The sequence below is a fragment of the Bradyrhizobium sp. STM 3843 genome, from assembly GCF_000239815.1.
Lineage (GTDB): Bacteria > Pseudomonadota > Alphaproteobacteria > Rhizobiales > Xanthobacteraceae > Bradyrhizobium.
The window spans coordinates 18,805-42,533 of sequence record NZ_CAFK01000006.1 but is presented as its reverse complement, the minus strand read 5'-3'; the positions used below and the strand labels follow the sequence as shown (position 1 = coordinate 42,533).

22 protein-coding genes are annotated in these 23,729 nt (G+C 64.4%); 3 read left to right on the top strand and 19 right to left on the bottom strand.

All coding sequences use genetic code 11. The features are described from left to right. The first annotated feature begins 31 nt into the window (after nt 1-31). Together BRAS3843_RS00915 and BRAS3843_RS00910 are read left to right on the top strand one after the other, a co-directional pair. A complete protein-coding gene (locus BRAS3843_RS00915) occupies nt 32-445 on the top strand; it encodes a nuclear transport factor 2 family protein (RefSeq protein WP_008966793.1) in 414 nt (137 codons plus the stop codon). Next, nucleotides 442-1,830, top strand: a complete 1,389-nt coding sequence (locus BRAS3843_RS00910) for an FAD-binding oxidoreductase (RefSeq protein ID WP_008966792.1) — start codon at nt 442-444, stop codon at nt 1,828-1,830. Before BRAS3843_RS00915 ends, BRAS3843_RS00910 begins: the two co-directional genes overlap by 4 nt. Before the next feature lie 134 nt (nt 1,831-1,964). On the opposite strand, the gene BRAS3843_RS00905 is transcribed toward BRAS3843_RS00910, so the two are convergent. The 6 genes from BRAS3843_RS00905 to BRAS3843_RS00880 are packed head-to-tail and all read right to left on the bottom strand — an operon-like array spanning nt 1,965 to nt 9,427. After that, complete coding sequence (locus tag BRAS3843_RS00905; RefSeq protein WP_008966791.1) at nt 1,965-3,179, bottom strand: M20/M25/M40 family metallo-hydrolase; 1,215 nt, start codon at nt 3,177-3,179, stop codon at nt 1,965-1,967. Between the two features lie 18 nt (nt 3,180-3,197). After that, nucleotides 3,198-4,772 carry an ABC transporter ATP-binding protein gene (locus tag BRAS3843_RS00900; protein WP_008966790.1) on the bottom strand — a complete coding sequence of 525 codons (1,575 nt, stop codon included), beginning with the start codon at nt 4,770-4,772 and terminating at the stop codon, nt 3,198-3,200. Continuing rightward, nucleotides 4,769-5,599, bottom strand: coding sequence for an ABC transporter permease (locus BRAS3843_RS00895; RefSeq protein ID WP_008966789.1), 831 nt, complete (start codon nt 5,597-5,599; stop codon nt 4,769-4,771). The genes BRAS3843_RS00900 and BRAS3843_RS00895 overlap by 4 nt, the downstream gene beginning before the upstream one ends. Beyond that, on the bottom strand, nt 5,592-6,539 hold the full coding sequence (locus BRAS3843_RS00890) for an ABC transporter permease (protein ID WP_035980482.1): 948 nt from the start codon (nt 6,537-6,539) through the stop codon (nt 5,592-5,594). The genes BRAS3843_RS00895 and BRAS3843_RS00890 overlap by 8 nt, the downstream gene beginning before the upstream one ends. 15 nt (nt 6,540-6,554) lie before the next feature. Then, nucleotides 6,555-8,105 carry an ABC transporter substrate-binding protein gene (locus BRAS3843_RS00885; protein WP_008966787.1) on the bottom strand — a complete coding sequence of 517 codons (1,551 nt, stop codon included), beginning with the start codon at nt 8,103-8,105 and terminating at the stop codon, nt 6,555-6,557. Continuing rightward, nucleotides 8,093-9,427, bottom strand: coding sequence for a M20/M25/M40 family metallo-hydrolase (locus tag BRAS3843_RS00880; protein WP_008966786.1), 1,335 nt, complete (start codon nt 9,425-9,427; stop codon nt 8,093-8,095). The genes BRAS3843_RS00885 and BRAS3843_RS00880 overlap by 13 nt, the downstream gene beginning before the upstream one ends. Nucleotides 9,428-9,502: 75 nt before the next feature. On the opposite strand from BRAS3843_RS00880, the gene BRAS3843_RS00875 reads away from it, so the two are divergent. Then, nucleotides 9,503-10,264 (top strand): GntR family transcriptional regulator, encoded by a 762-nt coding sequence (locus BRAS3843_RS00875; RefSeq protein WP_008966785.1) that lies wholly within the window; start codon nt 9,503-9,505, stop codon nt 10,262-10,264. A 21-nt stretch (nt 10,265-10,285) separates the two neighbouring features. On the opposite strand, the gene BRAS3843_RS00870 is transcribed toward BRAS3843_RS00875, so the two are convergent. From BRAS3843_RS00870 to BRAS3843_RS00810, 13 genes are all read right to left on the bottom strand, one after another. Further along, nucleotides 10,286-11,407 (bottom strand): Gfo/Idh/MocA family oxidoreductase, encoded by a 1,122-nt coding sequence (locus BRAS3843_RS00870; RefSeq protein WP_244425085.1) that lies wholly within the window; start codon nt 11,405-11,407, stop codon nt 10,286-10,288. A 68-nt stretch (nt 11,408-11,475) separates the two neighbouring features. Then, nucleotides 11,476-12,531, bottom strand: a complete 1,056-nt coding sequence (locus tag BRAS3843_RS00865) for a sugar phosphate isomerase/epimerase (RefSeq protein WP_008966783.1) — start codon at nt 12,529-12,531, stop codon at nt 11,476-11,478. Between the two features lie 363 nt (nt 12,532-12,894). Then, complete coding sequence (locus tag BRAS3843_RS00860; protein ID WP_008966782.1) at nt 12,895-13,770, bottom strand: ABC transporter permease; 876 nt, start codon at nt 13,768-13,770, stop codon at nt 12,895-12,897. Beyond that, nucleotides 13,767-14,552: an ABC transporter ATP-binding protein gene (locus tag BRAS3843_RS00855; protein WP_244425084.1), complete on the bottom strand. Its 786-nt coding sequence runs from the start codon at nt 14,550-14,552 to the stop codon at nt 13,767-13,769. The genes BRAS3843_RS00860 and BRAS3843_RS00855 overlap by 4 nt, the downstream gene beginning before the upstream one ends. Before the next feature lie 44 nt (nt 14,553-14,596). After that, nucleotides 14,597-15,646, bottom strand: a complete 1,050-nt coding sequence (locus BRAS3843_RS00850) for an ABC transporter substrate-binding protein (RefSeq protein ID WP_008966780.1) — start codon at nt 15,644-15,646, stop codon at nt 14,597-14,599. Continuing rightward, complete coding sequence (gene leuB / locus BRAS3843_RS00845; RefSeq protein WP_008966779.1) at nt 15,646-16,785, bottom strand: 3-isopropylmalate dehydrogenase; 1,140 nt, start codon at nt 16,783-16,785, stop codon at nt 15,646-15,648. Before leuB ends, BRAS3843_RS00850 begins: the two co-directional genes overlap by 1 nt. After that, on the bottom strand, nt 16,782-17,417 hold the full coding sequence (gene leuD / locus BRAS3843_RS00840) for a 3-isopropylmalate dehydratase small subunit (protein WP_008966778.1): 636 nt from the start codon (nt 17,415-17,417) through the stop codon (nt 16,782-16,784). The genes leuB and leuD overlap by 4 nt, the downstream gene beginning before the upstream one ends. Continuing rightward, the gene (leuC, locus tag BRAS3843_RS00835) at nt 17,418-18,830 is read right to left on the bottom strand and encodes a 3-isopropylmalate dehydratase large subunit (protein WP_201768834.1); all 1,413 of its coding nucleotides are present in this window, start codon (nt 18,828-18,830) and stop codon (nt 17,418-17,420) included. It lies immediately after the preceding gene. Nucleotides 18,831-19,013: 183 nt separating this feature from the next. Continuing rightward, entirely contained in the window at nt 19,014-19,967 is a 954-nt protein-coding gene (locus BRAS3843_RS00830) for a LysR family transcriptional regulator (RefSeq protein WP_008966776.1), read from the bottom strand. A 339-nt stretch (nt 19,968-20,306) separates the two neighbouring features. Further along, entirely contained in the window at nt 20,307-21,011 is a 705-nt protein-coding gene (locus BRAS3843_RS00825; protein ID WP_008966775.1) for an ABC transporter ATP-binding protein, read from the bottom strand. Then, nucleotides 20,995-21,726 (bottom strand): ABC transporter ATP-binding protein, encoded by a 732-nt coding sequence (locus BRAS3843_RS00820; RefSeq protein ID WP_008966774.1) that lies wholly within the window; start codon nt 21,724-21,726, stop codon nt 20,995-20,997. The genes BRAS3843_RS00825 and BRAS3843_RS00820 overlap by 17 nt, the downstream gene beginning before the upstream one ends. Further along, nucleotides 21,723-22,727, bottom strand: a complete 1,005-nt coding sequence (locus BRAS3843_RS00815) for a branched-chain amino acid ABC transporter permease (RefSeq protein ID WP_008966773.1) — start codon at nt 22,725-22,727, stop codon at nt 21,723-21,725. Before BRAS3843_RS00815 ends, BRAS3843_RS00820 begins: the two co-directional genes overlap by 4 nt. Next, nucleotides 22,727-23,605, bottom strand: a complete 879-nt coding sequence (locus BRAS3843_RS00810) for a branched-chain amino acid ABC transporter permease (protein WP_035980490.1) — start codon at nt 23,603-23,605, stop codon at nt 22,727-22,729. The genes BRAS3843_RS00815 and BRAS3843_RS00810 overlap by 1 nt, the downstream gene beginning before the upstream one ends. Nucleotides 23,606-23,729: the final 124 nt, after the last annotated feature.

Genomic DNA, 23,729 nt, shown 5'->3' with positions numbered 1-23,729 from the left:
AAAAGCCGCGCGGACGGCGGAGGACAGCGACATGGCCGATCTCGACACCGTCAGGCGCAACCTTCTCAACTCTCTGTTCTCTGCCTTCAACCGGCATGATGGCACGGGCGTCATGGCCTGCATGACCGACGACATCGTGTTCGATGCTGCCGCCGGCCCCGATATCTGCGGCCGCCGTCTCGCCGGCGCCTCCGAAGTTCGCGGCACCTTCGAGGCGACCTGGACCAGCATGCCGGATGTCAGTTGGGAGTGCACGCGCCACGCGGTGTTCGGCGACCGCGCCCTGTCCGAATGGATCTTTCGCGCGACAGCAGCGAACGGACAGCGCATCGAGGTGCAGGGTTGCGACCTGTTTGAATTCCGCGGCGACAGGATCTGCAGCAAGAGCGCGTTCCGCAAGGACCGGCCGCCGCAGCCGGCCGCCAGCACGGGCGCGCCGCGATGAACATGCACGCGGCGCCGCCCGCGCCCTATGATCCGCATTACGATCCGCTGGTCTCCGACGGCCCCGGCCGCAACCGTCAATACGCGCCGACCTACTGGATCGCGACCGCGGGTACGCCGCCGGAGAGCGACGGACCCGTCACCGCCGGCACGGCGACCGAGGTCGCGATCGTCGGCTCCGGCTATACGGGCCTTGCCTGCGCGATCTTCCTGGCGCGCGAATTCGGCATCAAGGCTACGGTCCTCGAAGCCAACGGCGTCGCCTGGGGCTGCAGCACCCGCAATGGCGGCCAGGGCCAGAACGCATCCGGGCGCCTGACGCGGTCGCAATGGATCAAGCGCTGGGGCCTCGACGTCGCGCGTCGGATGCATGCGGAGGTCACGGAAGGCTTCGAGACATTTGAAGAGCTGGTCCAATCGAGCCCGATCGACTGCGAGCCGCAGCGCGGCGGCCATCTCTATATCGCCCATCGCCAGCGCAACCTCGACAAGATTGCTGCCGAATCGAAGGTGCTGAACGATGTATTCGGCTACGCCTCCCGCGTTCTGTCGCGCGAGGAACTGCGCCGCGACTTTGTCGACGAGGCGGAAGCGGTCGGCGCCGTGCACGAGCCGCTCGGCACCGGCGTGCATCCGGCCAAGCTTGCCTTCGGTTATCTCAAAATGGCTCGCGACCTCGGCGCGCGTGTGCACACCGCAAGCCCGGTGCTGGAGATCGAGCGCCGCGACGGTGCCTTCGTCCTGCGTACACCCGGCGGCGTGGTGAAGGCCGATGCCGTCGGCATCGCCACCGGCGCCTATACTTCGCTCGGATTGACGTCCCTGCTCGCCGGCCGCTGCATGCCTATCCTCTCCAATTCGCTGGTGACGCGGCCACTGACGCAGGCCGAGCTAAATGCCACCGGCTTCAAGACTCGGGAGGTCATCACCGACACCCGCACCCTGCGTTTCTACTATCGGCTGCTGCCGGACAACCGGCTGCAGATCGGCAGCCGCAGCGCCATCACCGGCGTCGATGCGTCCCATGACCGGCATCTGCAGCTTCTGATCGACGGACTGCACCGCAAGTTTCCACCCCTGCAGGGCATCGCCATCGAATATTCCTGGTGGGGCTGGGTCGATGTCAGCCACGACATGATGCCGCGCATCTTCCGGCCTGATCCTGCACAAAAACTGGTCTACGCGCTCGGCTTCGGTGGGAACGGCGTATCCTATTCGGCGCAGGCCGGACGCCGCATGGCTCAGATGTTGGCGGGTCAAAGGTTCGAGAACCAGGACTTGCCGATCTTTACTTCGGCGCTGCCAACGCATCCGTTCTCGCCCTTCCGCCGCATCGGCCAGCGCATGCTCTATCACTGGTATCACCTGCGCGACGAGGCCCGCTGAGCAAGCGGCCCGCGGCTCATCAAACCCGGCCGGCGCTCAGCCCGAATAGGATAGCGCGACGAAGCGGCCGGCTCCTGCGATGACGGTCGAGGGACTATCTCGCGTGTCGATTGCTCGCTGTCCCAGCAAGCTGCTCAGCCGCAGATCTCGAGAATCGTCAATATGTAGATGCGGATCATGTCGAGGAAGTCGGGAATGTCGACGCGCTCGTCGGGCATCGTGTTGTACCGGCCTCCAGGGCCGCAGACGATGCCTTCCATGCAACCATACGCATAAAGATGCCCGGCATCGGTCCCATAGAAACAGCTCGGCGCAACCGGCCCGGTCGGCTGGGCCTCGCCCCGCACCGCGCGATAGGCATTGTTGATCGCCTTCACAATCGGGCTTTCTGGCGCCACCTCGAAAGGCGGCATGGTCGGCACGCCGGCGCGATCCTCCGACATGATCTCGGCCTTCAGCCCTCGAAAGCGCGCCTGAAGCGCATCGAGCTCACGGCGGATGTCGGCGATGGCGCCGGCCTCGGTCTGCCCCGGCGCATAGCGTCCCGACCCTTTGATGCGGACGAAGTCAGCAACCTGCGGCGTGCGCCATTCGTGCAACTCGCGCCCCAACGCGCCGTGGACGACACCGACATGGACACGGTTGATCTGCTCGTGCGCGGGCGATCGAGCGCCTGAGAACTTCATCGCGTTGAGACGCGGAATGAGATCGCAGGCCGCGGCGATGGCATCGACCGCCTCCTCGCGCTTCGACAGATGGCGCGTATTGCCGACCAGCTCGATGATGAACATGAACGCGGCGGCGTGCATCGTCATCGCCTTCAAATCGGTCGGCTCGGAGTTGATGAAGTAATCTGCCCGCAGGCCCTGCTCGACCAGCGAATAGGTGCCGACCCCGCCCTGCAGCTCTCCGACAACGTAGGTGAGGATAACGTCGCCCCTCAGCTTCACGCCGGCGTCGATCAGCGTCTTGACCGCGCAAAAATAGGCGGCATCACCGGCCTTCATGTTGGACACGCCGATGCCATAGATGAAGCGATCGTCGACCTTGCCGGCCCAGGGATCGACCGTCCAGCCCTCGGTGACGGGGTTCGTATCGACATGGCCGTTGAACAGCACGCTCTTGCCGCCACCTGTTCCCTTCCAGCGGCCGACCGCGTTGACGCGGCCATCACTGCCGAACGGCGCCAGCTCGGCCTCTAGTCCGATCTCGCGCATCCGCTCGGCCATGAAGGTCGCGAGTTGCTTTTCGCCGTCCGTCCTGGAGTAGCTCTTGTGCTGGACCATGCGCGACAGCAGGTCCAGAGATCCCGCGACGTCGATCCGGTCGAGAAGCGCCGTGTGGTCCATGATGTCAGATCCTTGCAATCAGCCGACCGGCGTCGGTGAGGCGGCCATCAGCTCGCGTGTGTAGGGATGAACATGGTCTGCATCGAAGGCTTCGACGGGCAGACAATCGACCAGTTCGCCGCGCCGCATCACGGCGATGCGGTGGGCGATCTGGCGGATCAGGTTGAGGTCGTGGGTGATGAAGAGATAAGCGGCGCCCGTTTCGGCGCGCAGCGCGAGCAGCAGCTCGATGATCTGGGCCTGGACCGAGACGTCGAGCGGCGCCGTGATCTCGTCGCAGATCACGAGCTTCGGGCGAGCGGCGAAGGCGCGCGCGATCGCCACCCGCTGCTTCTCGCCACCGGACAGCTGATGCGGCCAGCGCGACGCGTAGGATGCGGGCAGCCGCACCTGCTCCAGCAGACGGGCGACGTCGACCGGATTGCCGCCATACAGCTTCAGCGGGCGCGACAGGATCTCACCGATCCGGTGGCGCGGATTGAGCGAGGAATCCGGGTGCTGAAACACGATCTGGACATCGCGCCGATAGGCCCGGTCCATGTCGTCGCCGCTGCGCAGCGTGCGGCCCGCGAAGGCGATGTCGCCGGAAAAGCGCGCCAGCCCGGTGAGCGCGCGGGCGATCGAGGATTTCCCGGAACCGGATTCGCCGACCAGGCCGAGGATCTCGCCGGCACGGACGGTCAGATCGACCGCGTTCGTCGCCGGCGGCGGTGCCGGGCGCAACAGGCCACGGCGTGCATAGTGCACCTCGATCTGGTTCGCAGCGAGCAGGACGCTCTCCTCCGGCCGGTCGTGAACCAGCCGACGTTCGGGCCGCGGCACCGCTGCGACCAGTGCGCGCGTGTCGGCCTGGCGCGGGCGGCGGAAGATTTCGGACGCCGGTGCCTGCTCCACCACGAGGCCATGCTTGATCACCGCGACGCGGTCCGCTGTGCGCGTCATCATGGCGAGATCATGCGAGATATACAGCGCGGCCACCTTGGTCTCTGTGCGCAGCCGCGTGAACAGATCGAGGATGCGCGCGCCAGTGATGACATCGAGCGCGGTGGTCGGCTCATCGAACAGGATCACCTCCGGCTTGCAGCCGAAGGCGGTGGCGATGATGACGCGCTGCTTCTCGCCGCCGGATATCTCGTGTGGATAGCGCCGCATGAGGGCGGCAGGATTGCGCAGTTCGACGTGGCCGAGCAGTTCGATGGCAAGCGCATCGGCCTCGCGCGGCCGCAAGCCGCGATGCCGGGCCAACGCTTCCGTAACCTGGCGTCCAATGGTCAGTGTCGGGTTCAGCGCCGTAGACGGGTCCTGGAACACCATACCGAGCCGGCGGCCGCGAACCTGGGTCAGCTGCTTCGCCGTCAGGCGTTGCAGGTCGATGTCGCCAAGCGCAAGCGAGCCCCCTTTTTCACAGGCGTTGGCCGGCAGATGTCGCATCAGCGCCCAGGCGAGCGAACTCTTGCCCGAGCCGGATTCACCGACCAGGCCGAGCACCTCGCCGGGCGCGATCTCCAGCGAGATGTCGCGCAGCACCGGCACGGGGCCGGCTGACGTGATGTAGTCGAGACCGTAATTGCTGATCGCAAGCGCCGGCCTCATCGCTCGTCCCTCGGATTGAGCGCGTCGCGCAGACCGTCGCCGACAAGGTTGAAGGCAATGGCGGCAAGTGCGATCGCGGCTGACGGGGCGATCAGCACCCAGGGAGCCTGGTGCATGTATTGGCGGGCATCGGCGACCATCAGCCCCCATTCGGAAGCCGGAGGCTGGGCGCCAAGGCCGAGGAAGCTCAAGGTCGCGAACAGCATGATGGCAAACGACACCCGGATCGTGGTCTCGATCACGATCGGCGCCATCGCGTTGGGCAGCATCTCGCGCAGGATCACCCACCCAGGCCCCTCGCCCCGGGCAATCGCGGCCTTGACATAGTCCTGATTGCGCACGGCCAGCGCGACCGCTCGCGTCACCCGCGCCATGCCCGGCGCGAACGCCACCGCAATCGCGATGACGGCATTGCCGGCGCCGTTGCCGAGCGTTGAGACCAGAAGCAGCGCCATCAGGAGGCCCGGGATCGCCATGATCGCATCATTGGTGCGCATGATGAACTCGTCGGCCCGGCCGCCGAGATAGGCCGACGTGGTGCCGATCACCGCCCCCGAGGCGCTGCCGATCAGCGTGGCCGCGAGCGCCATCGGAACGGTCGAGCGGGCGCCGACCAGGAGGCGGCTCAGCACGTCGCGGCCGAACTGATCCGCACCGAACCAGTTCTGCCAGCCCGGCGCACGAAAGCGGCCGAGGAAATCCATCTTCTCCGGCGCGTAAGGCGCAAGCCACGGCCCGAGCAGACATGCGAAAGCCAGCAACACCAACAACACGACACCGATGGCGCCCTGCGGCTTGCGCACCAGCCGACCCAGCAGTTCAATCATAGCGAATCCGCCTGTCGATCAGCGCATAGACGACATCGGCCGCGGTGTTGGTGAGCGCATAGGTCACAGCCATGATCATGGCGCCGGCCTGGATCGACGGCAGGTCGCGCGTGGTGATCGCGATCATCAGCGCGCGACCAATGCCGGGAATGGCGAAGATCTCCTCGATCACGATGATGCCGCCTAACAGATATCCGACGTCGAGCGCGACGATGGTGATGACCGGCAGCAGCGCGTTCCGCACGACGTGGCGCACCACCACGATGCGCTCGGGCAGGCCCTTCAACCGCGCAGCCCGGACGTAGTCGGATTGCAAGACGTCGAGCGTCTCCGATCGCATCATCCGCATGACATGGGCGACCAGAATGACCGAGACGGTAAGGACAGGCAGCGCGAGATGTCCGATCGCCGCGGCCACATCCTCCAGCGGCGATACGTAGCCGGTCGCCGGGAGCCAGGGCAGCCTGTCGCTGAACACCAAAGTCAGAACCGTAGCCGTGACAAACTCCGGCAGCGACACGCCGAGATAGGCGACCAGACTGGTGACGGTGTCGGTCAGCCGGCCCTGCCGGAGCGCGGCAAAGATCCCGAGCGGCACACCCACCATCAACGTGACCACGATCGCGCACAGCGCGAGCAGCAGCGAGCGCGACAGCGCGGTCAGCATTTCCGGCGCGACCGGAAGGCCGGTACGCATGGAGACGCCGAAATTGCCGACAGCAGCGCGCGATGCCCAATGAGCGAATTGCAGCCAGACCGGATCGTTCAGACCGAGCCTGGCACGCACCGCCGCAAGCGCGTCGGGCGAGGCATTCTCGCCGAGCAGGGTCTGGGCGGCATCAGCGGGCAGCGCCTGCGTGATGGCAAACACCAGCACGCAGACGATGATGACCGTGTAGACCATCAACAACAATCGACGCGCCAACCAGACGGGCGACACCAGCCGTCCTCGCGCTCAGGCGCGCTTCGGCGCGCCTGCGCCGAACGAGACCCTGTCGAGCAGATAAACCGACCCCCGCGGGTGCAGCACATAGCCCTCGACATAGGCTCGCCGCGCCGCCAGGATGTCGAAGAACACAGGGATGACCGACGGCACCTCCTCGTTCATGATCGTCTGAGCCCGATCATAGAGCGCGGCGCGATTGGCTTCGGCGGTTTCGGCCCGCGCCGCGTTGACGACCTCGTCAAAGCGCGGGTTATTCCAGCGCGTTTCGTTCCAGGCGGCGTCCGAGGTGTAGAGCAGCTTGAAGATCGCGTCTGCTGTCGGCTGCATGTTGTAGAAGCCGACGTAGAAGTTGCCCTTTTTCCAGACCTGATCGAGATAGGTCGCGTGCGGCATGGTCTGCACGTTGATGCGGAATCCCGCAGGCGCCGCCATCTCGCGGATCGCAACTCCGAGCTGCGTCCGCGTCTCCGGCTTGTCCGAGGCGACCAGCGTCAAGTCGAGGCCGCTCGCGTAGCCTGCGTCGGCCAGGAGCTTCTTGGCCTTGGCGATGTCCGGCTTCTTCAGCGGCATGTCCTTGTAGAAATGATAGGCCGGGCTCAACGGCGTGTCGTTGCCAGGCGTGCCGTAACCGCCGGCGACGAAGCCAGCCATCGCCTCGCGATCGATGGTCAGCGCCAGCGCCTGGCGGACGCGGACATCGTTGAACGGCTTCTGGTCGCAGCCCATGTTGACGTTCAGGAATTGGCCGGACGGTGTACGCAGCGCCTTGACGCCGGCCGCCTTCGCGAGGCGCTCATACTCGCCCGGCGTCGTCGACAGCATCAGATCGATATCCCCGGAGATGAGCGCGGAGGCCTCGGCGGTGCGGTCGGGATAGACCAGCACTTCGACGCGATCGAGATGAGGCCGCGCGGGATCGTAATAGGCGGGATTGCGCTCGACGATGATCTTGCGGTCGGGTTCGTAGGACGCGAGCTTGAACGGCCCGGTGCCGTTCGGCTTGGTCGCGAGGCTGCCGAGATCGCCCGCGATGGTCTTCGCCGGCACGATACGGGCGTTGGTGTAGGCGAGCGCGACGGGCAGGTCGGCGAAGGCGCTCGACAGCGAGAACTTGACTGTCAGCGGATCGACCGCGGTAATCTCCTTGATCGGACCGACATTGGTGCGGGCTGGCGAGGCCGTCTTGGCATCCAGGATCGCCTTGAAGGTCGCAACCACGTCGTCGGCCGAAAGCGCGCTGCCGTCGTGGAATGTCACATGGGGCCGCAGCTTGAAGGTCCAGTCGAGGAGGCCCGCATCAGCCTCCCAGGACAGCGCGAGATCCGGCTCGACCGTCATGTCCGGCTTCAGCCGGGTCAGATTCGAATAGAGCAGCTCGGTGATCAGATATTCCGGATTCACCCGCGCCAGGAGCGGATGGATCACGGCCGCCCCCTGATCGACGGAGATGCGCAGCACGCCGCCGCGCGTGGGTGCCTCGGCAGCGCGAGCAATTTTCGGCAGACCGGCCAGCGCGATCGCGGTTCCGGCCAGGACATGACGGCGGCTCAGGGACGGCATGCAGGGTGGTCCTCACTGATATCAGCAGCTTCGGGACAGAGATCGGGACGGAATTCGACGGACAGATAGGCCAGCACCGATTTTGCCAGCGCGACAATGTCGGGCAGCGTGGTCGATTCGCCGGGCGCATGAATGCGGCTTTCGGGACGGCCGAGCCCGGTCAGCAGCACCTCCTGCATGCCGGTCTGCTGCACCCAGCCGAAATCGGAGCAGCCCGACGCGCCCCACGTGGCGAAATCGTCAGCCGCATAGCCGAAGCCCGCGGAGAGCGCGCGCTGCCAGCGCGGCCAGTGCGGGCCGGTCGGATCGGCCGTCGGCATCAGATGGCCGGTGAGGATCACCTCGACATCGAGGCCGCGGGATGCCTTCGCGATGACTGTCTCGATCTCGGCGCGTGCGGCTGTAAAATCTTCCTCCGGCGCATAACGCCGGCACAGCAGGATCTCGAACAGCGACGGGATCTGCCCGCCGCATTGGCCGCCATGCGCCGCGGAGATATCGAGCTGCGCCGTCAACGGCCCGGTCGCTTGTGGCGGCGGCGGCAGGCCTGAGGCGCGCTGCGCGATCGAGGGCTTCAGTGCCGCGAGCGCGTTGAGGATGGGCAGAGCCGCCTCGATGGCATTGGCACCTTCGCTGCGTTGCTCGCCGGCATGCGCAGCCTTGCCGTTCACGCGCACCAGCAAAGTGAATAGTCCGAAGCAGCCGGCCCAGATTCGCGGCGCGGCACTGCCGTTGAAGTTGAGGATGTGACCTTCGAGACGGCCCTGCTCGGCCAGATAGCGCACGCCCGGATAGAGCCCCGCCTCCTCGTCGGTGCACAACAGCAGCATCGGATCGTAGGCCAGCGGCAATGCCGTCGCGTCGGCCGCACGCAGCGCCAGCAGAACCGCGGCGATCGTCCCTTTCATGTCGGCAGCGCCGAGGCCGATCAGGCGATCGCCCTCGCGCGTCAGGCGGAGCGGATCGGTGGCCCAGCCCGGCGCAGCCGGCACGGTGTCGACATGGAAATAAAGCCCCAGGACCGGTTTTCCGGAGCGACGGCGCGCGATGAGATTGGTCCGAGCGCCATGAACCGACAGGCCCGGGGTACGCCATAGATGCTCGGGCACCGCAACACGTTCGCACTCCAGGCCGAGCGGCGCGACCAGCTCCTGCATCAGGTCGGCGAAGGCATCGTACCCGCTGCCAGGCGGAAACGACGTATCGACTGCCACCATGCGCGCGAGGTCATCGACCGCCATCGCGGCGGAATGATCGAGGACGGCAAAGGCATCGGCCAGAGTTGGCGGTGTCTGCCCCGTGCGGGATGCGGTTGAAACCATTGCGGCGCGCTCAAAACTATATTCTATATAGAAATAGAATTCTTGGCGTTGTCAATTCCAGGAAAGAGGCAAGCGTTGGTCAGCAGATCGGCAGAGGTGCCCGGTGTCGGTCCGGAGGGACTGCCCGTACCCCTTTACGAGCACGTGAAGCGGCAGATCGCCGAAGCTATTCTGATCGGCGAGCTTGCGCCGGGGACGGTGCTGCCCGGCGAGATCGCGCTTGCCACCCAATATGGCGTCGCGGTCGGCACCATCCGGCGGGCGCTGGCCGATCTCACCGCCGGCGGCATGCTGATGCGCCGGCGCAAGACGGGCACAGTGGTGACCGGCCGCGCATCGCAGCATGGTCTGCGCTTCTTCTTCCAGTATTTCCGGCTGCAGGGCGCGGACGGCAGCCTGCTCCAGTCCGAGGCCGAGGTTCTGTCAGTTGCGATCGAACCCGCGACCACAGCGGAAGCTGCGCTGTTTGGCGTCCCCGACGCCGAACCTCTGCTCCGCCTGCACCGCGTGCGGCGCGTTGCCCGCGCGCCGATCCTGCATTCGCGCATCGTGCTTGTCGCCAGCCGCATTCCCGGCTTTCCACTCAAGCGCACCAAAGTGCCCGCCCTGCTCTACCGTCATCTCCTCGAGGCCTACGGCATCCGCATTTCGGCCGTGCGCGAGAAAGTCGCGGCTGAGCTTGCAAATAACGAGGATTGCCGCCTGCTCAAGCTCACCTCGCCGAGCGCGGTTCTGGTCATCAACGAGGAAGCCTATGACCAAACCGGCGCGCTTGCGATCTGCAGCCAGCATCGCGCAACCACGGCAAACCACCACTATTCGAACGAGATCCGCTAATGGCCATTAAGCAAGCCGCCACTACGTAATTTGTACCCAGGTTCCATTGCTTGCGGATGAGCTCACCGCAGCTTCGATGAATTTTACACCGGCGAGGCCATCCTCGATGGTTGGGAAAATGACCGCCGGATCCGGCGCCTTGCCGGCCTGTCTTGCGCGAATGGCGCGCGCTGCCTCGGCATAGATCGTTGCAAAACCTTCGAGATAACCCTCGGGGTGCCCCGACGGCACGCGGGTGACGCGGGCGGCGTCGCCCAGCGCGCCGGCACCGCCGCGGGTCAGGAGTTGCTTGGGCTGTCCGTACGGCGTGAACCAGAGATAGTTCGGATTCTCTTGTGCCCATTCGAGGCCGCCCTTGGTGCCATAGACGCGCAGCGTCAGGCCGTTTTCATTGCCGACTGCGACCTGGCTTGCCCAAAGCATGCCTTTGGCACCTCCTTTCCATTTGAGGAGGATCTGGACATCGTCATCGAGACGCCGGCCTCCGACGAAGGTGGAGAGTTGGGCGAGCAGCTCGTCAAGCTCAAGTCCCGTGACAAAGCAGGCGAGATTGTAGGCGTGGGTGCCGATGTCGCCGATGCAACCGCCAGCACCAGAACGGCTTGGGTCCGTGCGCCACGCGGCCTGCTTATGGCCGCTTGTCTCCAATCGCTCGGTCAGCCAATCCTGCAAGTATTCGGCCCGAACGAGCCGGATCTCGCCGAGATCCCCGTTTGCGATCATGGCGCGGGCCTGTCGCACCATGGGATAGCCGGTGTAGTTGTGGGTCACGACGAAGACCTTGCCCGTCGTCTTGACCAACTCCACCAGTTCCTCGGCCTCGGCGACGGTCGTCGTGAGCGGTTTGTCGCAGATGACGTGGATGCCGGCTTCAAGGAACTCCCTGGCAACCGGCCCGTGCATGTGGTTGGGGGTCACGATCGACACCGCCTCGATGCCGTCCGCCCGCGCGGCCTCGGCCTTGGCCATCTCCTCGAACGAGCCATAGGCGCGGTCGTCGGCAATACCGAGCTCCTTCGCCGAGGCTTTGGCCCGGACCGGATCCGACGCCAACGCCCCCGCCATGAGTTCGAACTGATCGTCGATCCGCGCGGCCATGCGGTGGACGGCGCCGATGAAAGCCCCCTGGCCGCCGCCGACCATGCCCAGCCGGATACGACGCTGACCTGCGCCCTCGCTGCCTGCCTCAATGACCATGACTTATTCCTCGCTCAGGACAGGCCGAGCATCTTGCGGTTCATCCGCTCGTCGGTGCCGGAGCCCGCGAAATCGTCGAAGGACTTCTCGGTCACCCGAATGATGTGCCTTCTTATGAATTCCGCGCCCTCGCGCGCGCCTTGCTCAGGGTGCTTCAGTGCACATTCCCATTCCAGCACCGCCCAGCTGCCGTAGTCGTACTGAGTGAGCTTGGAGAAGATCGCGGCAAAATCGATCTGCCCATCGCCCAGGGAGCGGAAGCGGCCGGCGCGGTCGACCCAGCTCTGGAACCCGCCATAGACACCCTGGCGGCCCGTCGGGTTGAACTCGGCATCCTTGACGTGGAAGGCTTTGATGCGCTCATGGTAGATGTCAATGTAGTCGAGGTAGTCGAGCTGCTGCAGCACGAAGTGCGAGGGGTCATAGAGCAGGTTCGCGCGCTTGTGGTTCTTCACCCGCTCGAGAAACATCTCATATGAGACGCCGTCATGAAGGTCCTCGCCGGGGTGGATCTCATAGGCGAGATCAACCCCGTGCTCGTCAGCATAGTCGAGGATCGGCTGCCAGCGCCTGGCAAGCTCGTCGAAGGCAGCCTCGATGAGGCCAGCTGGACGCTGCGGCCAGGGATAGACATAGGGCCAGGCCAATGCGCCGGAGAACGTCGCGTGCGCCGTGAGCCCGAGGCGGTGTGATGCACGAATTGCACGCTTGACCTGGTCGACGGCCCATTCGGTGCGTGCCTGGGGATTGCCGCGCACCTCCGGCACGGCGAAGCCGTCGAATGCAGCGTCATAGGCCGGATGAACGGCGACGAGCTGGCCCTGGAGATGGGTTGAGAGTTCGGTGATGGACAGGCCGTGTTCGGCCGCGATCCCCTTTACCTCATCGGCATAATCCTGGGACTCCGAAGCCTTGTTGAGGTCGAAGACCCGCCCATCCCAGCTCGGAATCTGAATTCCCTCATAGCCGAGCGAAGCGGCCCATCTGCAGATCGCGTCCAAGGAGTTGAACGGCGCCGCGTCCGCGGTGAACTGAGCGAGGAATATCGCCGGTCCCTTGATCATTTTCATCTCGTGCTTCCTTCTCCCTAGACAGTCCAGCAGCACGTCCCGCCGATCTTGATATTTCACCAAAACCAGATGCCGGCATCAAGTCCACGCCCGGCCCATTTTCATCCCGCCCAACGTCAGTCACCTCGCTTCACGCACTCTTTCCCGGATACGACCAGGATAGCTGGTTGATATTCATCGCAATCATCGGACTCGCCAGCTCTTGGCGCTGGTGTCCACGCCTGCTGTGGTTCTGCAGTTCCGGAGCGAGCTACGTCGTCGGCCACGCACTTATGCCGCGTGCTGGGCTAGCTCAAGTCCGCAATGATGTCGTTTTACGAACCTGACATTTGGTCGACCGCTGAGGCGGTATCCACCGCCCAGCTACTCCACAAAATTGTGCTGCTGCCAGCGCAGCAGATAGGCCTGCAATCGCCAGATCACCGCGGATAGCGCAACGCCGACCAGCATCAGCACGATGACGGCGACCATCATTCCCGATGCCTCCGCCCGCGCTTCGGATTCGATGATCAGACGTCCGATTCCCCGTTCCGCACCGATGAACTCGCCGACGATCACTCCAATCAGGGCAAAGGAAATCGCGGGTGTCAGCGACGCGAAGACCCAAGCCATGGTCGAGGGGATGACCACCGTGCGGGTGATCTGCCACTCGCTGGCGCCGAGCAGCCGGGCCGCGTTGACAAAACCCTCATCGATCGAGCGCGCCCCTTCGAACGTATTGAAGAAGACGAGGAAGACGACCACGATCCACGACGTTACGACCTTCGAGGTATCGCCAATGCCGAAAGCCAGGACGATGATTGGCGCGAGCGCAATGCGGGGAATCGAATTCACTGCCGTGATGAACGGCTGGAAAATCGCGCTCAACCGGTCCGAGCGGCCCAGCACGAGGCCCGCGGCAAAGCCGCTGCTGACGCCGGTGAGGAAACCGAAGAACGTATTCTTCAGGGTGACGGCGGTCGCGATCCAGAGATTGTTTTCCGATCGCGCCATGCAGCGGCCGAATTCGCCATTGAACCAACCGTTGAACACGCCGAGCTTGGACTTGAGGCAGCTCAGGATCAGGAAATGCTCGAAGATCTCGGACGGCTTGGACACGAAATAGGGGTCGAGCAGATCCGGCACCAGCCAGGGCAGACGGCCGTGCAGATCGTACCCCCATTGCCAGATCGACAATAGGCTGACGCAAATCAACGCCTGCCAGGCCAGGGTTCTGCCGGGGCGACGCGCTCGTCTCATCGGCTGCGGCTCTTCATGAATTCTTCGCCGAGCGAGTGCCAGATGAATTGGAACAGCTCGGCATAACGCGGCGTCTCCCGAATCTTCACGGCATTACGCGGGCGGGCGAAATCCACCGCGAAGCTTTCCTTGATCTGACCGGGCCGCGCGGAAAACAGGATGATGCGATCTGCCAGCGTCAGGGCTTCGCCGAGATCATGGGTCACGAACAGCACGGTCTGCTGCTCGCGTTCCCAGATACGAAGCAGCACATCGTGCATCTCGATCTTGGTGTGGGTGTCGAGCGCGCCGAACGGCTCGTCCATCAGCAGAACCTGCGGTTCAACGACCAGCGTTCGCATCAAGGCGGCGCGCTGGCGCATGCCGCCCGACAAGGCAGACGGATAGGCATTGCCAAAATCCTGCAGCCCGGCTTGCTTCAGACAAGCACTGATACGCTCCTTTCGCTCTGCCGCCGGGACCCCCATTAATTGCAGGCCGTAGCCGATGTTCTCGGCGACGGTACGCCACGGAAACAGGGTATCGCGCTGGAACACATAACCGACGTTCGGGGTCGCGTGTCCGGGAACGACGGGCGTCCCGTCAATCAGGATTCGACCGCTTGTCGGCTTGACCAGCGTCGCGATCATGTTGAGGACGGTGCTCTTGCCCGAGCCGGAGGGCCCCAGCAAGGCGACGAATTCGCCGCGCCGCACACTGAAGGACACGTCGCGTACCGCCTCGATGGCCGTGCCCGCCAACTGGAACGTCTTGCACAAGCCGCTCACGTCGATGCGCTGCATCTCGGGCGATGCAACGGACCGCGCCTCATGCATGAGTTGCACCGTCAAGCCGGATAGGCCTTGCGTGCCGCTTCGATGAAACTGTTATTGACGACGTCGGTCATGGCAATCGGCTTGATGCCGGTCATTTCGCGAAACCAGACCTTCTGGCCGCGCGCAAAGCTGGCCTCGTCGATGAGGCCGTCATAGTCGGTAACCTTCTTCATGATCGCGATGTCGAAAATGTTCGCATCGCGCGACGTGCTCCCGACGTAAGGCTCGATCGCATCATAGATCTCTTCGGGAGAGTGCGCCTTGATCCATTGGGTAGCGCGCCACAACGCCGTGACGAACGCCTGCATCTTCTGCGGGTCCTTGTCGATGGTCGCCTGCAGGGTGAAGTGGGACGTGACCGGAACCTTGCCACCGATGTACTTGGCCCAGACCGTCTCGTCCGTTCCATCGAACAACAGCGCGCCCCAGCCCTGCTCGATCGAATCCTTCAGGATCGATGGCGAGTTGATCAAGACGTCGACCTGTTTCGTTTTCAGCGTGCCCATCATGGTGTCGACATTGCCGGTACCGATCCAGGTCACCTTGTCGTCCAGACCCATGGTTTCCATGTAATAGGAGGCCCAGACGTGATTGGTGCCGCCCAGCGACGACACCGCAACGATCGGCTTTCGTCCGTCGGGCCGTTTCCAATTCGCCAGCGCGTCGAGGGTGGTGATACCCTGATCGAAGAGATCCTTGCGGATGATGAATATCGCGGCGTTGCTGCGGGTATCGACCGGCATCAGGACCCGCGCGCTGCGGCCGTGATTGCTGAGCTGCATCGGGTGGGTGATATCGCCGATACCGATATCGCCCTGGGATGAGGCGATGATCTCACGCGTCTTCACCCCGCTGCCGCCCTGGATCAGCTTGCAGTCGAGACCGGCCTCCTTGAAGAACCCCACCCGGTCGGCGACGAATTGAGACTGATAGATCGGAATGGCCACCGGATAGATCACGCGGCCGGACGGGGCATCCGCCCACGCCCGTCCCGCTGCCATGGAGGCACCGGCGCCAGCGACGATCGTCAACGCGGCCCGTCTGGTGACCCGAGTTTTCATCACGCGTGCTCCCTCTCCTTGCCGACCACCTTGTCCAGCGCGTTCAGCACCGCATCGCCCATCTCCTGGGTCGAAAGTCTTTTTGCGCCGGGTTCGGCGATATCGGCCGTTCTCGCGCCGGCAGCGAGGGCCGTATCCACGGCCTTCTCCAATAGCCCGGCATCATCGGGCCGATTGAGGGTTAAGCGCAACATCATTGCGACGCTGAGGATCGAGCCCAGCGGATTGGCGATGCCCTTGCCCGCAATGTCAGGCGCGCTACCGTGGACCGGTTCATACAGCGCCTTGCGGCGGCCCAGCCGGTCCGGCGGCCCGAGCGAGACCGACGGCAGCATGCCGAGCGAGCCCGACGCCATCGCGGCGCAATCTGAGAGAATGTCTCCGAAGATGTTGCAGGTCACCATGACGTCGAACTGCGACGGCGCCCGCACGATCTGCATGGCGGCGTTGTCGACATAGAGGTGTGTCAGCTCCACGTCGGAGAATTCGGCTTCATGCAGCGCCGTGACCTCCTCGCGCCACAGCACGCTGGTTTCCAGCACATTGGCTTTGTCGACGGAGCAGACCCGGCCCTTGCGCGTCCGCGCCAGTTCGAACGCGGTTCGCGCCACCCGGCGGATCTGGCTGGTGGTGTATTGCTGGGTGTTGAAGCCGCGGCGCTGGCCGTCGGGCAGCGTTTCGATACCGCGCGGCTCGCCGAAATAGATGCCGCTGGTGAGCTCGCGGATGATGATGAAGTCGACGCCCTTCAGCACTTCAGCCTTGAGCGGCGCGGCGTCCGCCAGCGCCGGATTGGCGACGATAGGCCGGAGATTGGCATAGAGATCGTACTTGCTGCGCAGCGACAGCAGGCTACCCGCTTTGCGTGCCGCCGGAGGAACCTCTGTGGTTTCCGGGCCCCCCGTAGCTCCCCAGAGAATCGCGTCGGCCTCCTCCATCGCCTCGGCAGTGTCATCCGGCAGCACCTTGCCCGTCGCCAGATAGGGGATCAGGCCATATTGCGCTTCGCGCAGCGCCATCGGAATGCCACGTCGTGCCGAAAACCATTTCAGAATGCGATGGGACTGGTCGGTCACCTCCGGACCGATGCCTTCGCCGCCCACCACCGCCACCTTGATCATGTTCGAGAGCGTGTTCATTCCGATTGTCCTGCAAAGTGAATCCACGGCCGCGCGGCGCGGTCGGATGCCTGAAAGGCGCGGATCTCGTGCTCCCGCCGCAACGTCAGCGAAATCTCGTCGAGACCTTCGAGCAATCCCGCACGCCGGCGCGGATCGATCTCGAAGACGTGCCGTACGCCCGATGGCGAAGTGACCGTCTGCTCTTGCAGATCGACACTGAGACGTCCCGCGCCCTGACTCGCTTCGATCTCCGCGGCGAGGCCGTCGATGGTCGCTTTGTCCAGCACCACCGGCAGGATGCCGTTCTGGAAGCAGTTGGCAAAGAAGATATCGCCGAAGCCGGATCCGATGATGGCGCGCACGCCCATTTCCTGCAGCGCCCACACTGCCGCCTCCCGCGACGAGCCGCAGCCGAAATTGGGCCCGGTCACCAGGATTTCGGCGGCGCGATAAGGCTCGCGATTGAGGATGAACTCCGGATTGTCCGAACCGTCAGGCAGGTAGCGGAGCGATCCGAACGCCCATTTGCCGAGACTGCCGCGGACGGAATTTCCGATCATGCGGTTGATGCTGATGATGATGTCGGTATCGACATTGGTGCGCATGATCGGCGCGGCAATTGCTGTCAGTTTGGTGAAAGGCTGCGCCATCTAGCGCTCCATCGTTCGGACGTCGGCGATGGCGCCCGATACCGCCGCCGCCACGGCCATGGCCGGACTGGCCAGATGGGTGCGGGCACGCGGCCCTTGCCGGCCGATGAAATTCCGGTTCGACGTCGACACCGAACGCTGACCCGGCGGCACGGTTTCGCCGTTTGCGGCGAGGCACATCGAGCATCCCGGCTCGCGCCATTCGAATCCTGCGTCGGTAAAGATCTTGTCGAGCCCCTCGGCCATCGCATCGCGCCTGACGGTCTCAGAACCCGGCACGACCCAGGCCCGCACACCCGGGGCAACCTTGCGGCCACGCGCGATCTCGGCCGCGGCGCGCAGATCGCTGAGGCGGCTGTTGGTGCAGGAACCGATGAAGACCCAATCCACCGGCGTGCCGGCGATCGGCGCGCCCGGCTCAAGGCCCATATAATCGAGCGCGATCTCGACCGCGCTGCGGCGTGCCGGATCAGCGATGTCTGCGGGATCCGGGATGCGGCCATCGACACCAAGGACATGCTCCGGACTGGTGCCCCAGGTGATCTGGGGGATGATCGCCGCGACATCGATCGACACCTCGCGATCGAACACCGCGTCGCCATCGCTCTGAAGCATCCGCCACGCCACAACGGCGCGCTCCCACATGTCGCCTTGCGGCGCATAGGGCCGGCCGCAAATATAATCAAAGGTCGCGTCGTCCGGCGCGATCAACCCCATCTTGGCGCCGAGTTCGACCGACAGATTGCAGATCGTGAGCCGTCCTTCGATCGGCATGTCCCGGATCGCACTGCCGGCATATTCGACGGCATAACCGGTGCCGCCGGCGGTCCCGACATGGCCGATCAGGGCCAGGATGAGATCCTTCGCCGTTACACCGAACGGCAGCCGGCCATCGAACGTCACGCGCATGGTCTTGGGCCGGCGTTGGATGATGGTCTGGGTCGCCAGCACGTGCGCGAGTTCGCTCGAGCCGATGCCGAAGGCCAGCGCGCCGAGGCCGCCATGGGTGCAGGTATGGCTGTCGCCGCAGACGATCAGGCAGCCGGGCAGACTAAGACCGAGCTCCGGCCCGATCACATGGACGATGCCCTGCCCCGGCTGGTCGAGGTCGAACAGCCGAATGCCGCTGGCGGATGTCTCGGTCCGCAGCGCCGCCAGCAGCTCCTGCCCGGTCTTGATCGTGCCGGCACGCCCGGACGCCGTCGAAATCGCATGATCAGGTGTCGCGAAGGTCAGTTCGGGATTGTGGACGGGAATGTTGCGGCTTTTGAGGTCGATCAGGCCGCGGGAGCCGCCGAGGTCGTGCAGCAAATGGCGATCCACGTGAAGCAGATCGGTATCATCGCTGACCCGCGCGATGACATGCTGGTCCCAGATTTTGGCCAGCAGCGTGCGGCCACGCGTGTCCACGATCCGTCCTCCCCTGTTCGGCATCTGACGTGCCGTCCGCCTCCGCCGCAACGAAAGCATTGCCTCGATCGTTGCGACCGATAGCCATATTGGGAAGCAGGATAGAGGTCGGTCCCGGAAATGTGCAGTGACGGTTGGGCAGCCCGCCATCGCGCCCGGCGATGGCAGGCCGCCGCTTGAGCTTTGTCAGCTCCTGCCGGGCACGACCGTCAGCCGGTCGGAAACGCTGCTCGTGAAGGGACGCGCATCATCCTTGGCTCGCAAATGCTTCACCAGCAACTTCGTCACCGAAGGCAGCGACTTGTAATCGCGCACGCCCATCAACAGTTCACGTCGCGCCCAGGACTCCTCGAGCGGGACGGTGACGAGGCTGTCGACGCCGTACCGGCCGCGCACGATCTCGAGCGGCACGATACCGACCCCCATCCTCGCATCGATGACGCGAAACAGCGCATCGAAACTGCTGACGCGGATTCGTACTTTGAGGTGCTGCCCGAGAGCCGCGGCCGCTCTGACACAGAGCGTCTCGATCGAGCTGCCCTTCTCCAGGCTGACGAAGTCAAAATCGACCAGCTCACGGAAGTGAACGCTGCTGCGGCCCGCCAGCGGGTGGTCGCGCGTGACCAGCGCGACCAGGCTGTCACAGCGATAGGGCAGCAACTCCAGATCCTGTCCGTCGATGTTGCCCCCGAAAATGCCGATATCGGCCCGGTTCTCCACCACCGCGCGCACGATCGCGGGGCTGAGATCCTCCTCGAGGTCGATGCGGACCAGCGGGTGCCGCTCGAGGAAGACGCTAAGCTCGTCCGCCAGGGCTTCGAGGATCGCGGACTTGTTGGCGCAGATCCGGATCAACCCGCGCTTGCCCTGCCGGTATCCCGTCAATTCGGTCTCGAGCTTGCTCAGGTTTCCCAGGATGATGCGGGCGTGCTCCAGCAGGGCAAAACCGGCTGCTGTCGGCTCGATCCCCTTCGAATGGCGATGCAGCAATTCCACCTTGAACAGGTCCTCGATATCCGAGATGCGGCGGCTGACTGCAGACGCGGCGATATTCTTCTTTTCTGCCGCTTTCGCGATACTCTGCTCCTCGACGATCGCCACGAACAATTGCAGTGTCAAAAGATCGATTTTAGCCGTCATCGATCGTATCCTCGACCGTTTCCTCACGATCGGTCACTATAGCGCTTTTTCAATCGCAGCGAACTTCCTGTGCCCCTGCCAAATTCCGGTCTCCACTGAAAGCCCGGAGGGCGCCAAGCCCCTTCCATTCCAATTGCAGATAGTCGATGTCCGCGCCTGCCTTCATCTCAAGGTAACGTCGCCTCCATCACCCCGTTGCGCGCGCGTTCGTCGCTTCGCTCCTCGTGATGACAGCGCGTAGGATGGGTTGAGCGCAGCGAAACCCATCAATGGCGGCGCTCATATCGGTTGGACCATGATGGGTATCGCTTCGCTCAACCCATCCTACAGAGCGGCGATTTACAGTCCCAGATACGCCCTGCGCACATCAGGATTGACCGCGATCTCGGCAGCCTTGCCGTTCATCAGCACGCGGCCGGTCTGAAGGATATAGGCGCGGTCAGCGATCTCCAGGCACTCGGCCATGCGCTGCTCGACAATGAGAACGGTCATGCCGGCGTCGCGGATGCGCTTGACCGCCTGGAAGATTTCGTCGACCAGCTTCGGCATGATGCCTTGCGACGGCTCGTCCAGCATCAGCAGCCGGGGCCGCGTCATCAGCGCGCGGCCGATGGCGAGCATCTGCTGCTCGCCGCCGGACAGCGTCTCGGCGCGCTGCTCCAGCCGCTCCGACAACCGCGGAAACAGCTTGAACACGAACTCCAGCGGCTCCTCGCGGTTGCTCTCGCTGCGATAGAGATAGCTGCCGAGCCTCAAATTGTCGCGCACGGAGAGCCGCGGAAACAGCCGGCGGTTCTCGGGCACATAGGCGATGCCCCGGGCGGTGATCAGGTGCTGCGCCAGCCCGTCGATGCGGCTACCGTCGAAGGTGACACTGCCGGCGCGCGGCCGCTCGGCGCCCGCGATCGATTTCAACAGCGTCGATTTGCCTGCGCCATTGGCGCCGGCGACGCAGACGATCTCGCCCTTCTCGACCTCGATCGAGACGTTCGAAATCGCGACCAGCCCCTGATAGGCTGTGGTGACGTCACGCACCGACAGCATGGCGGTCCCCGAGGTAAGCAGTGATGACTTTCGGATCGCGAACGACGTCGGCGGGCTTGCCTTCGAGCAGCACCTTGCCGAGATCGAGCACGATGGCGCGATCGACCAGCGGCATCACGATCTCCATGACATGCTCGACCATCAGCACGGTGACGCCGGTGTCGCGCACGCGCCGCACGAGTTCGACACCCTTCTGCGATTCGACCGGCGTGAGGCCGGTGAGCACCTCGTCGAGCAGCAACAGCTTCGGCTCTGTCGCGAGCGCCCGCGCGACTTCGAGCCGGCGCTTCTCGGACGGCACGAGATCGCTGGCGAGCACGTCGGCCCGCGCATCGAGGCCGCAGAACGCCAGCACCTGATGGGCCTTGCGCCGCGCGTCGCGCATCACGGTGGTGCGCACAAGCGCGCCGACGATGACGTTCTCGATGACCGTCATGCTCTCGAAGCTCTTCACCACCTGGAAGGTGCGGCCGATGCCACGCTGGCAGCGCTCGGCTGCCGGCAACGCCGTGACATCCTCGCCGTCGAACACGATCGTGCCTTCGGTCGGGCGGAACGCGCCGGCGATCAGGTTGAACAGGGTCGACTTGCCGGCGCCGTTCGGCCCGATCAGCCCGACGATCTCGCCGCGCTGAACCGAGATCGACACGTTGGAGTTGGCGACAAGGCCGGCGAAGCGCTGGGTGACGTTGCGGGTCTCGAGCAGGATCGTCATGACGCCACCGCCTCCCGGACCGGCCTGGCATCGGCCTTGGGCTTGCGGGCAAACAGGCTGACCAGGCCTTGCGGCCGCGCCAGCGAGATCGCGATGATCAGCCCGCCATACACGATCAGGTCGACGCCGCGCCCAGAGCCGCCGATATAGGAGCGCGTCAACTCGGTGAGCGGGATCAGGATCACCGCGCCGAGCGCCGGGCCCCACAGCGTACCGATGCCGCCGAGCACAGCGGGCAGCGCCATCAATAGCGAGAACTGAAAGCCCATCACGCTCTCAGGATCGATGTAGGAGACGAACTGGGCGTAGAAGCCGCCGCCGACCGCGACCAGGAACGCCGAGACCGCGGCGGCGCCCATCTTGGAGTTGAACACGACCACGCCGAGGCTTTCGGCCGCGTCGGGATTATCCTTCACCGCGCGCCACCAATAGCCCCATTTGGAATCCTCCAGCCACCAGGTGACGAACCAGGCGATGCAGGCGAGCGCCAGCGCGAAATAGAAGTAAGGCAGCTTGGAGCGGGCGAACTGGAACGTCAGCCAGCTGTCGCGCTTCATCGGAATGGTGATGCCGAGCGCAGCCCCGGCCCAGTCCCAGTTCTGGAACAAGAGCAGCGTGATCTCGGCGATCACGATGGTGGCGATGACGAAATAATGGCCGCGCAGCCGGAAGCAGGGATAGCCGAGCACCATCGCCACCAGGGCGGATATCAGCCCGCCCGCGACCATGCCGAACCAGGGCAGCACGCCGAACTTGGTGTAGAGCAGCGCGGTCGTATAGGCGCCGAGCCCGAAATAGAGCGCATGCCCGAGCGAAATCTGGCCGCAATAGCCGGACAGGATGTTCCAGCTCTGCGACAGCGCCGCGTACATCAGGGTCAGCACCATGATGTTCTGATAGTAGACGTCCTTGACGAACAGCGGCACCAGCGCGGCCAGCCCTGCAAGGCAGGCTGCAACGATCAGGTCGCGGCGACGGCGTTGAGCGAAAGCCTGGTCCATCAGATCGATCCGAACAGGCCGCGTGGCCGGATGAAGACGACGAGCAGATAGACGGCATAGATACCGACGGTCTTCAACGAGGCCGGCAGGATCAGCGTGGTCACCGCCTCGACCAGGCCGACGATGATGCCGCCGGCAAAGGCGCCGAACACGCTGCCGAAGCCGCCGAGCGCCACCGTGACATAGGCGATGGTCGCAAATGACGCGCCGACATCGGGGAAGACGTAGAAGAAAATCGCCATCACGGCGCCCGCAAGCCCGACCAGCGCCGCACCGAGGCCCCAGCCGAGCGCGAACACCTTGTTCTTGTCGATCCCGACCAGCGCCACGGCGCCGGCATCCTCACGGGTCGCTTCAAGCGCCCGGCCGAAATCGGTGCGATTGATGAAGAAGTAGAGTCCGGCAAAGGCTGCGATCGCGATCAGCGCGCCGACCAGTTGCGGCTCCGGCAGATAGATGCCGCCGACCGAGATCGTCTTCCCGCCGAGCCACGAATGCGTGACGCTGCGGTAATCGGGCGTAAAGAAATATTGCGCCAGGCCGCGCATCAGCACCGCGAGGCCAAAGGTGGAGAAGATCTGCACCATGCCGGTATTGGCCTTGGCCCTGACGGCAAATCTCACGATTAGGAGATAGACTACCGCCCCGAAGATGAAGAGCGCGGCAGCGACCAGCGGCGCCGCGAGTAGCGGGTCCAGCGCGAAATACGCGAACAGGAAGAAGGTCACATACATCGCGATCATCAGGAATTCGCCATGGGCGAAATTCACCACGTCCATCAGCCCGAAGATGAGCGCCAGCCCCACGGCGATCAGGCCGTAGAGCAGGCCCATCAGGAGGCCGGAGGCGAGACTTTGAATGATGGTCTCGGCTGTCACTGGCTTCGCTCCATGCTCGAGACCAGTCTCGATGTCGTCCTGGCGAACGCCAGGACCCATAACCACGAATTTCTCGGTAGAGCAGGATAACAACCAATCATCGCAAAAACGCTGCCTGTGGTTA

What these genes read in the sequence shown, in the direction of transcription:
- BRAS3843_RS00850 (WP_008966780.1), bottom strand. Translation starts at nt 15,646, where the DNA reads ATGAAAACTCGGGTCACCAGACGGGCCGCGTTGACGATCGTCGCTGGC.
- BRAS3843_RS00815 (WP_008966773.1), bottom strand. Translation starts at nt 22,727, where the DNA reads ATGGACCAGGCTTTCGCTCAACGCCGTCGCCGCGACCTGATCGTTGCA.
- BRAS3843_RS00870 (WP_244425085.1), bottom strand. Translation starts at nt 11,407, where the DNA reads ATGGTCGGCGGCGGCCAGGGGGCTTTCATCGGCGCCGTCCACCGCATG.
- BRAS3843_RS00860 (WP_008966782.1), bottom strand. Translation starts at nt 13,770, where the DNA reads ATGAGACGAGCGCGTCGCCCCGGCAGAACCCTGGCCTGGCAGGCGTTG.
- BRAS3843_RS00880 (WP_008966786.1), bottom strand. Translation starts at nt 9,427, where the DNA reads ATGGTTTCAACCGCATCCCGCACGGGGCAGACACCGCCAACTCTGGCC.
- BRAS3843_RS00910 (WP_008966792.1), top strand. Translation starts at nt 442, where the DNA reads ATGAACATGCACGCGGCGCCGCCCGCGCCCTATGATCCGCATTACGAT.
- BRAS3843_RS00885 (WP_008966787.1), bottom strand. Translation starts at nt 8,105, where the DNA reads ATGCCGTCCCTGAGCCGCCGTCATGTCCTGGCCGGAACCGCGATCGCG.
- BRAS3843_RS00825 (WP_008966775.1), bottom strand. Translation starts at nt 21,011, where the DNA reads ATGCTGTCGGTGCGTGACGTCACCACAGCCTATCAGGGGCTGGTCGCG.
- BRAS3843_RS00895 (WP_008966789.1), bottom strand. Translation starts at nt 5,599, where the DNA reads ATGATTGAACTGCTGGGTCGGCTGGTGCGCAAGCCGCAGGGCGCCATC.
- BRAS3843_RS00855 (WP_244425084.1), bottom strand. Translation starts at nt 14,552, where the DNA reads ATGCAGCGCATCGACGTGAGCGGCTTGTGCAAGACGTTCCAGTTGGCG.
- BRAS3843_RS00820 (WP_008966774.1), bottom strand. Translation starts at nt 21,726, where the DNA reads ATGACGATCCTGCTCGAGACCCGCAACGTCACCCAGCGCTTCGCCGGC.
- BRAS3843_RS00865 (WP_008966783.1), bottom strand. Translation starts at nt 12,531, where the DNA reads ATGAAAATGATCAAGGGACCGGCGATATTCCTCGCTCAGTTCACCGCG.
- leuB (WP_008966779.1), bottom strand. Translation starts at nt 16,785, where the DNA reads ATGAACACGCTCTCGAACATGATCAAGGTGGCGGTGGTGGGCGGCGAA.
- BRAS3843_RS00900 (WP_008966790.1), bottom strand. Translation starts at nt 4,772, where the DNA reads ATGAGGCCGGCGCTTGCGATCAGCAATTACGGTCTCGACTACATCACG.
- BRAS3843_RS00905 (WP_008966791.1), bottom strand. Translation starts at nt 3,179, where the DNA reads ATGGACCACACGGCGCTTCTCGACCGGATCGACGTCGCGGGATCTCTG.
- leuD (WP_008966778.1), bottom strand. Translation starts at nt 17,417, where the DNA reads ATGGCGCAGCCTTTCACCAAACTGACAGCAATTGCCGCGCCGATCATG.
- BRAS3843_RS00915 (WP_008966793.1), top strand. Translation starts at nt 32, where the DNA reads ATGGCCGATCTCGACACCGTCAGGCGCAACCTTCTCAACTCTCTGTTC.
- BRAS3843_RS00830 (WP_008966776.1), bottom strand. Translation starts at nt 19,967, where the DNA reads ATGACGGCTAAAATCGATCTTTTGACACTGCAATTGTTCGTGGCGATC.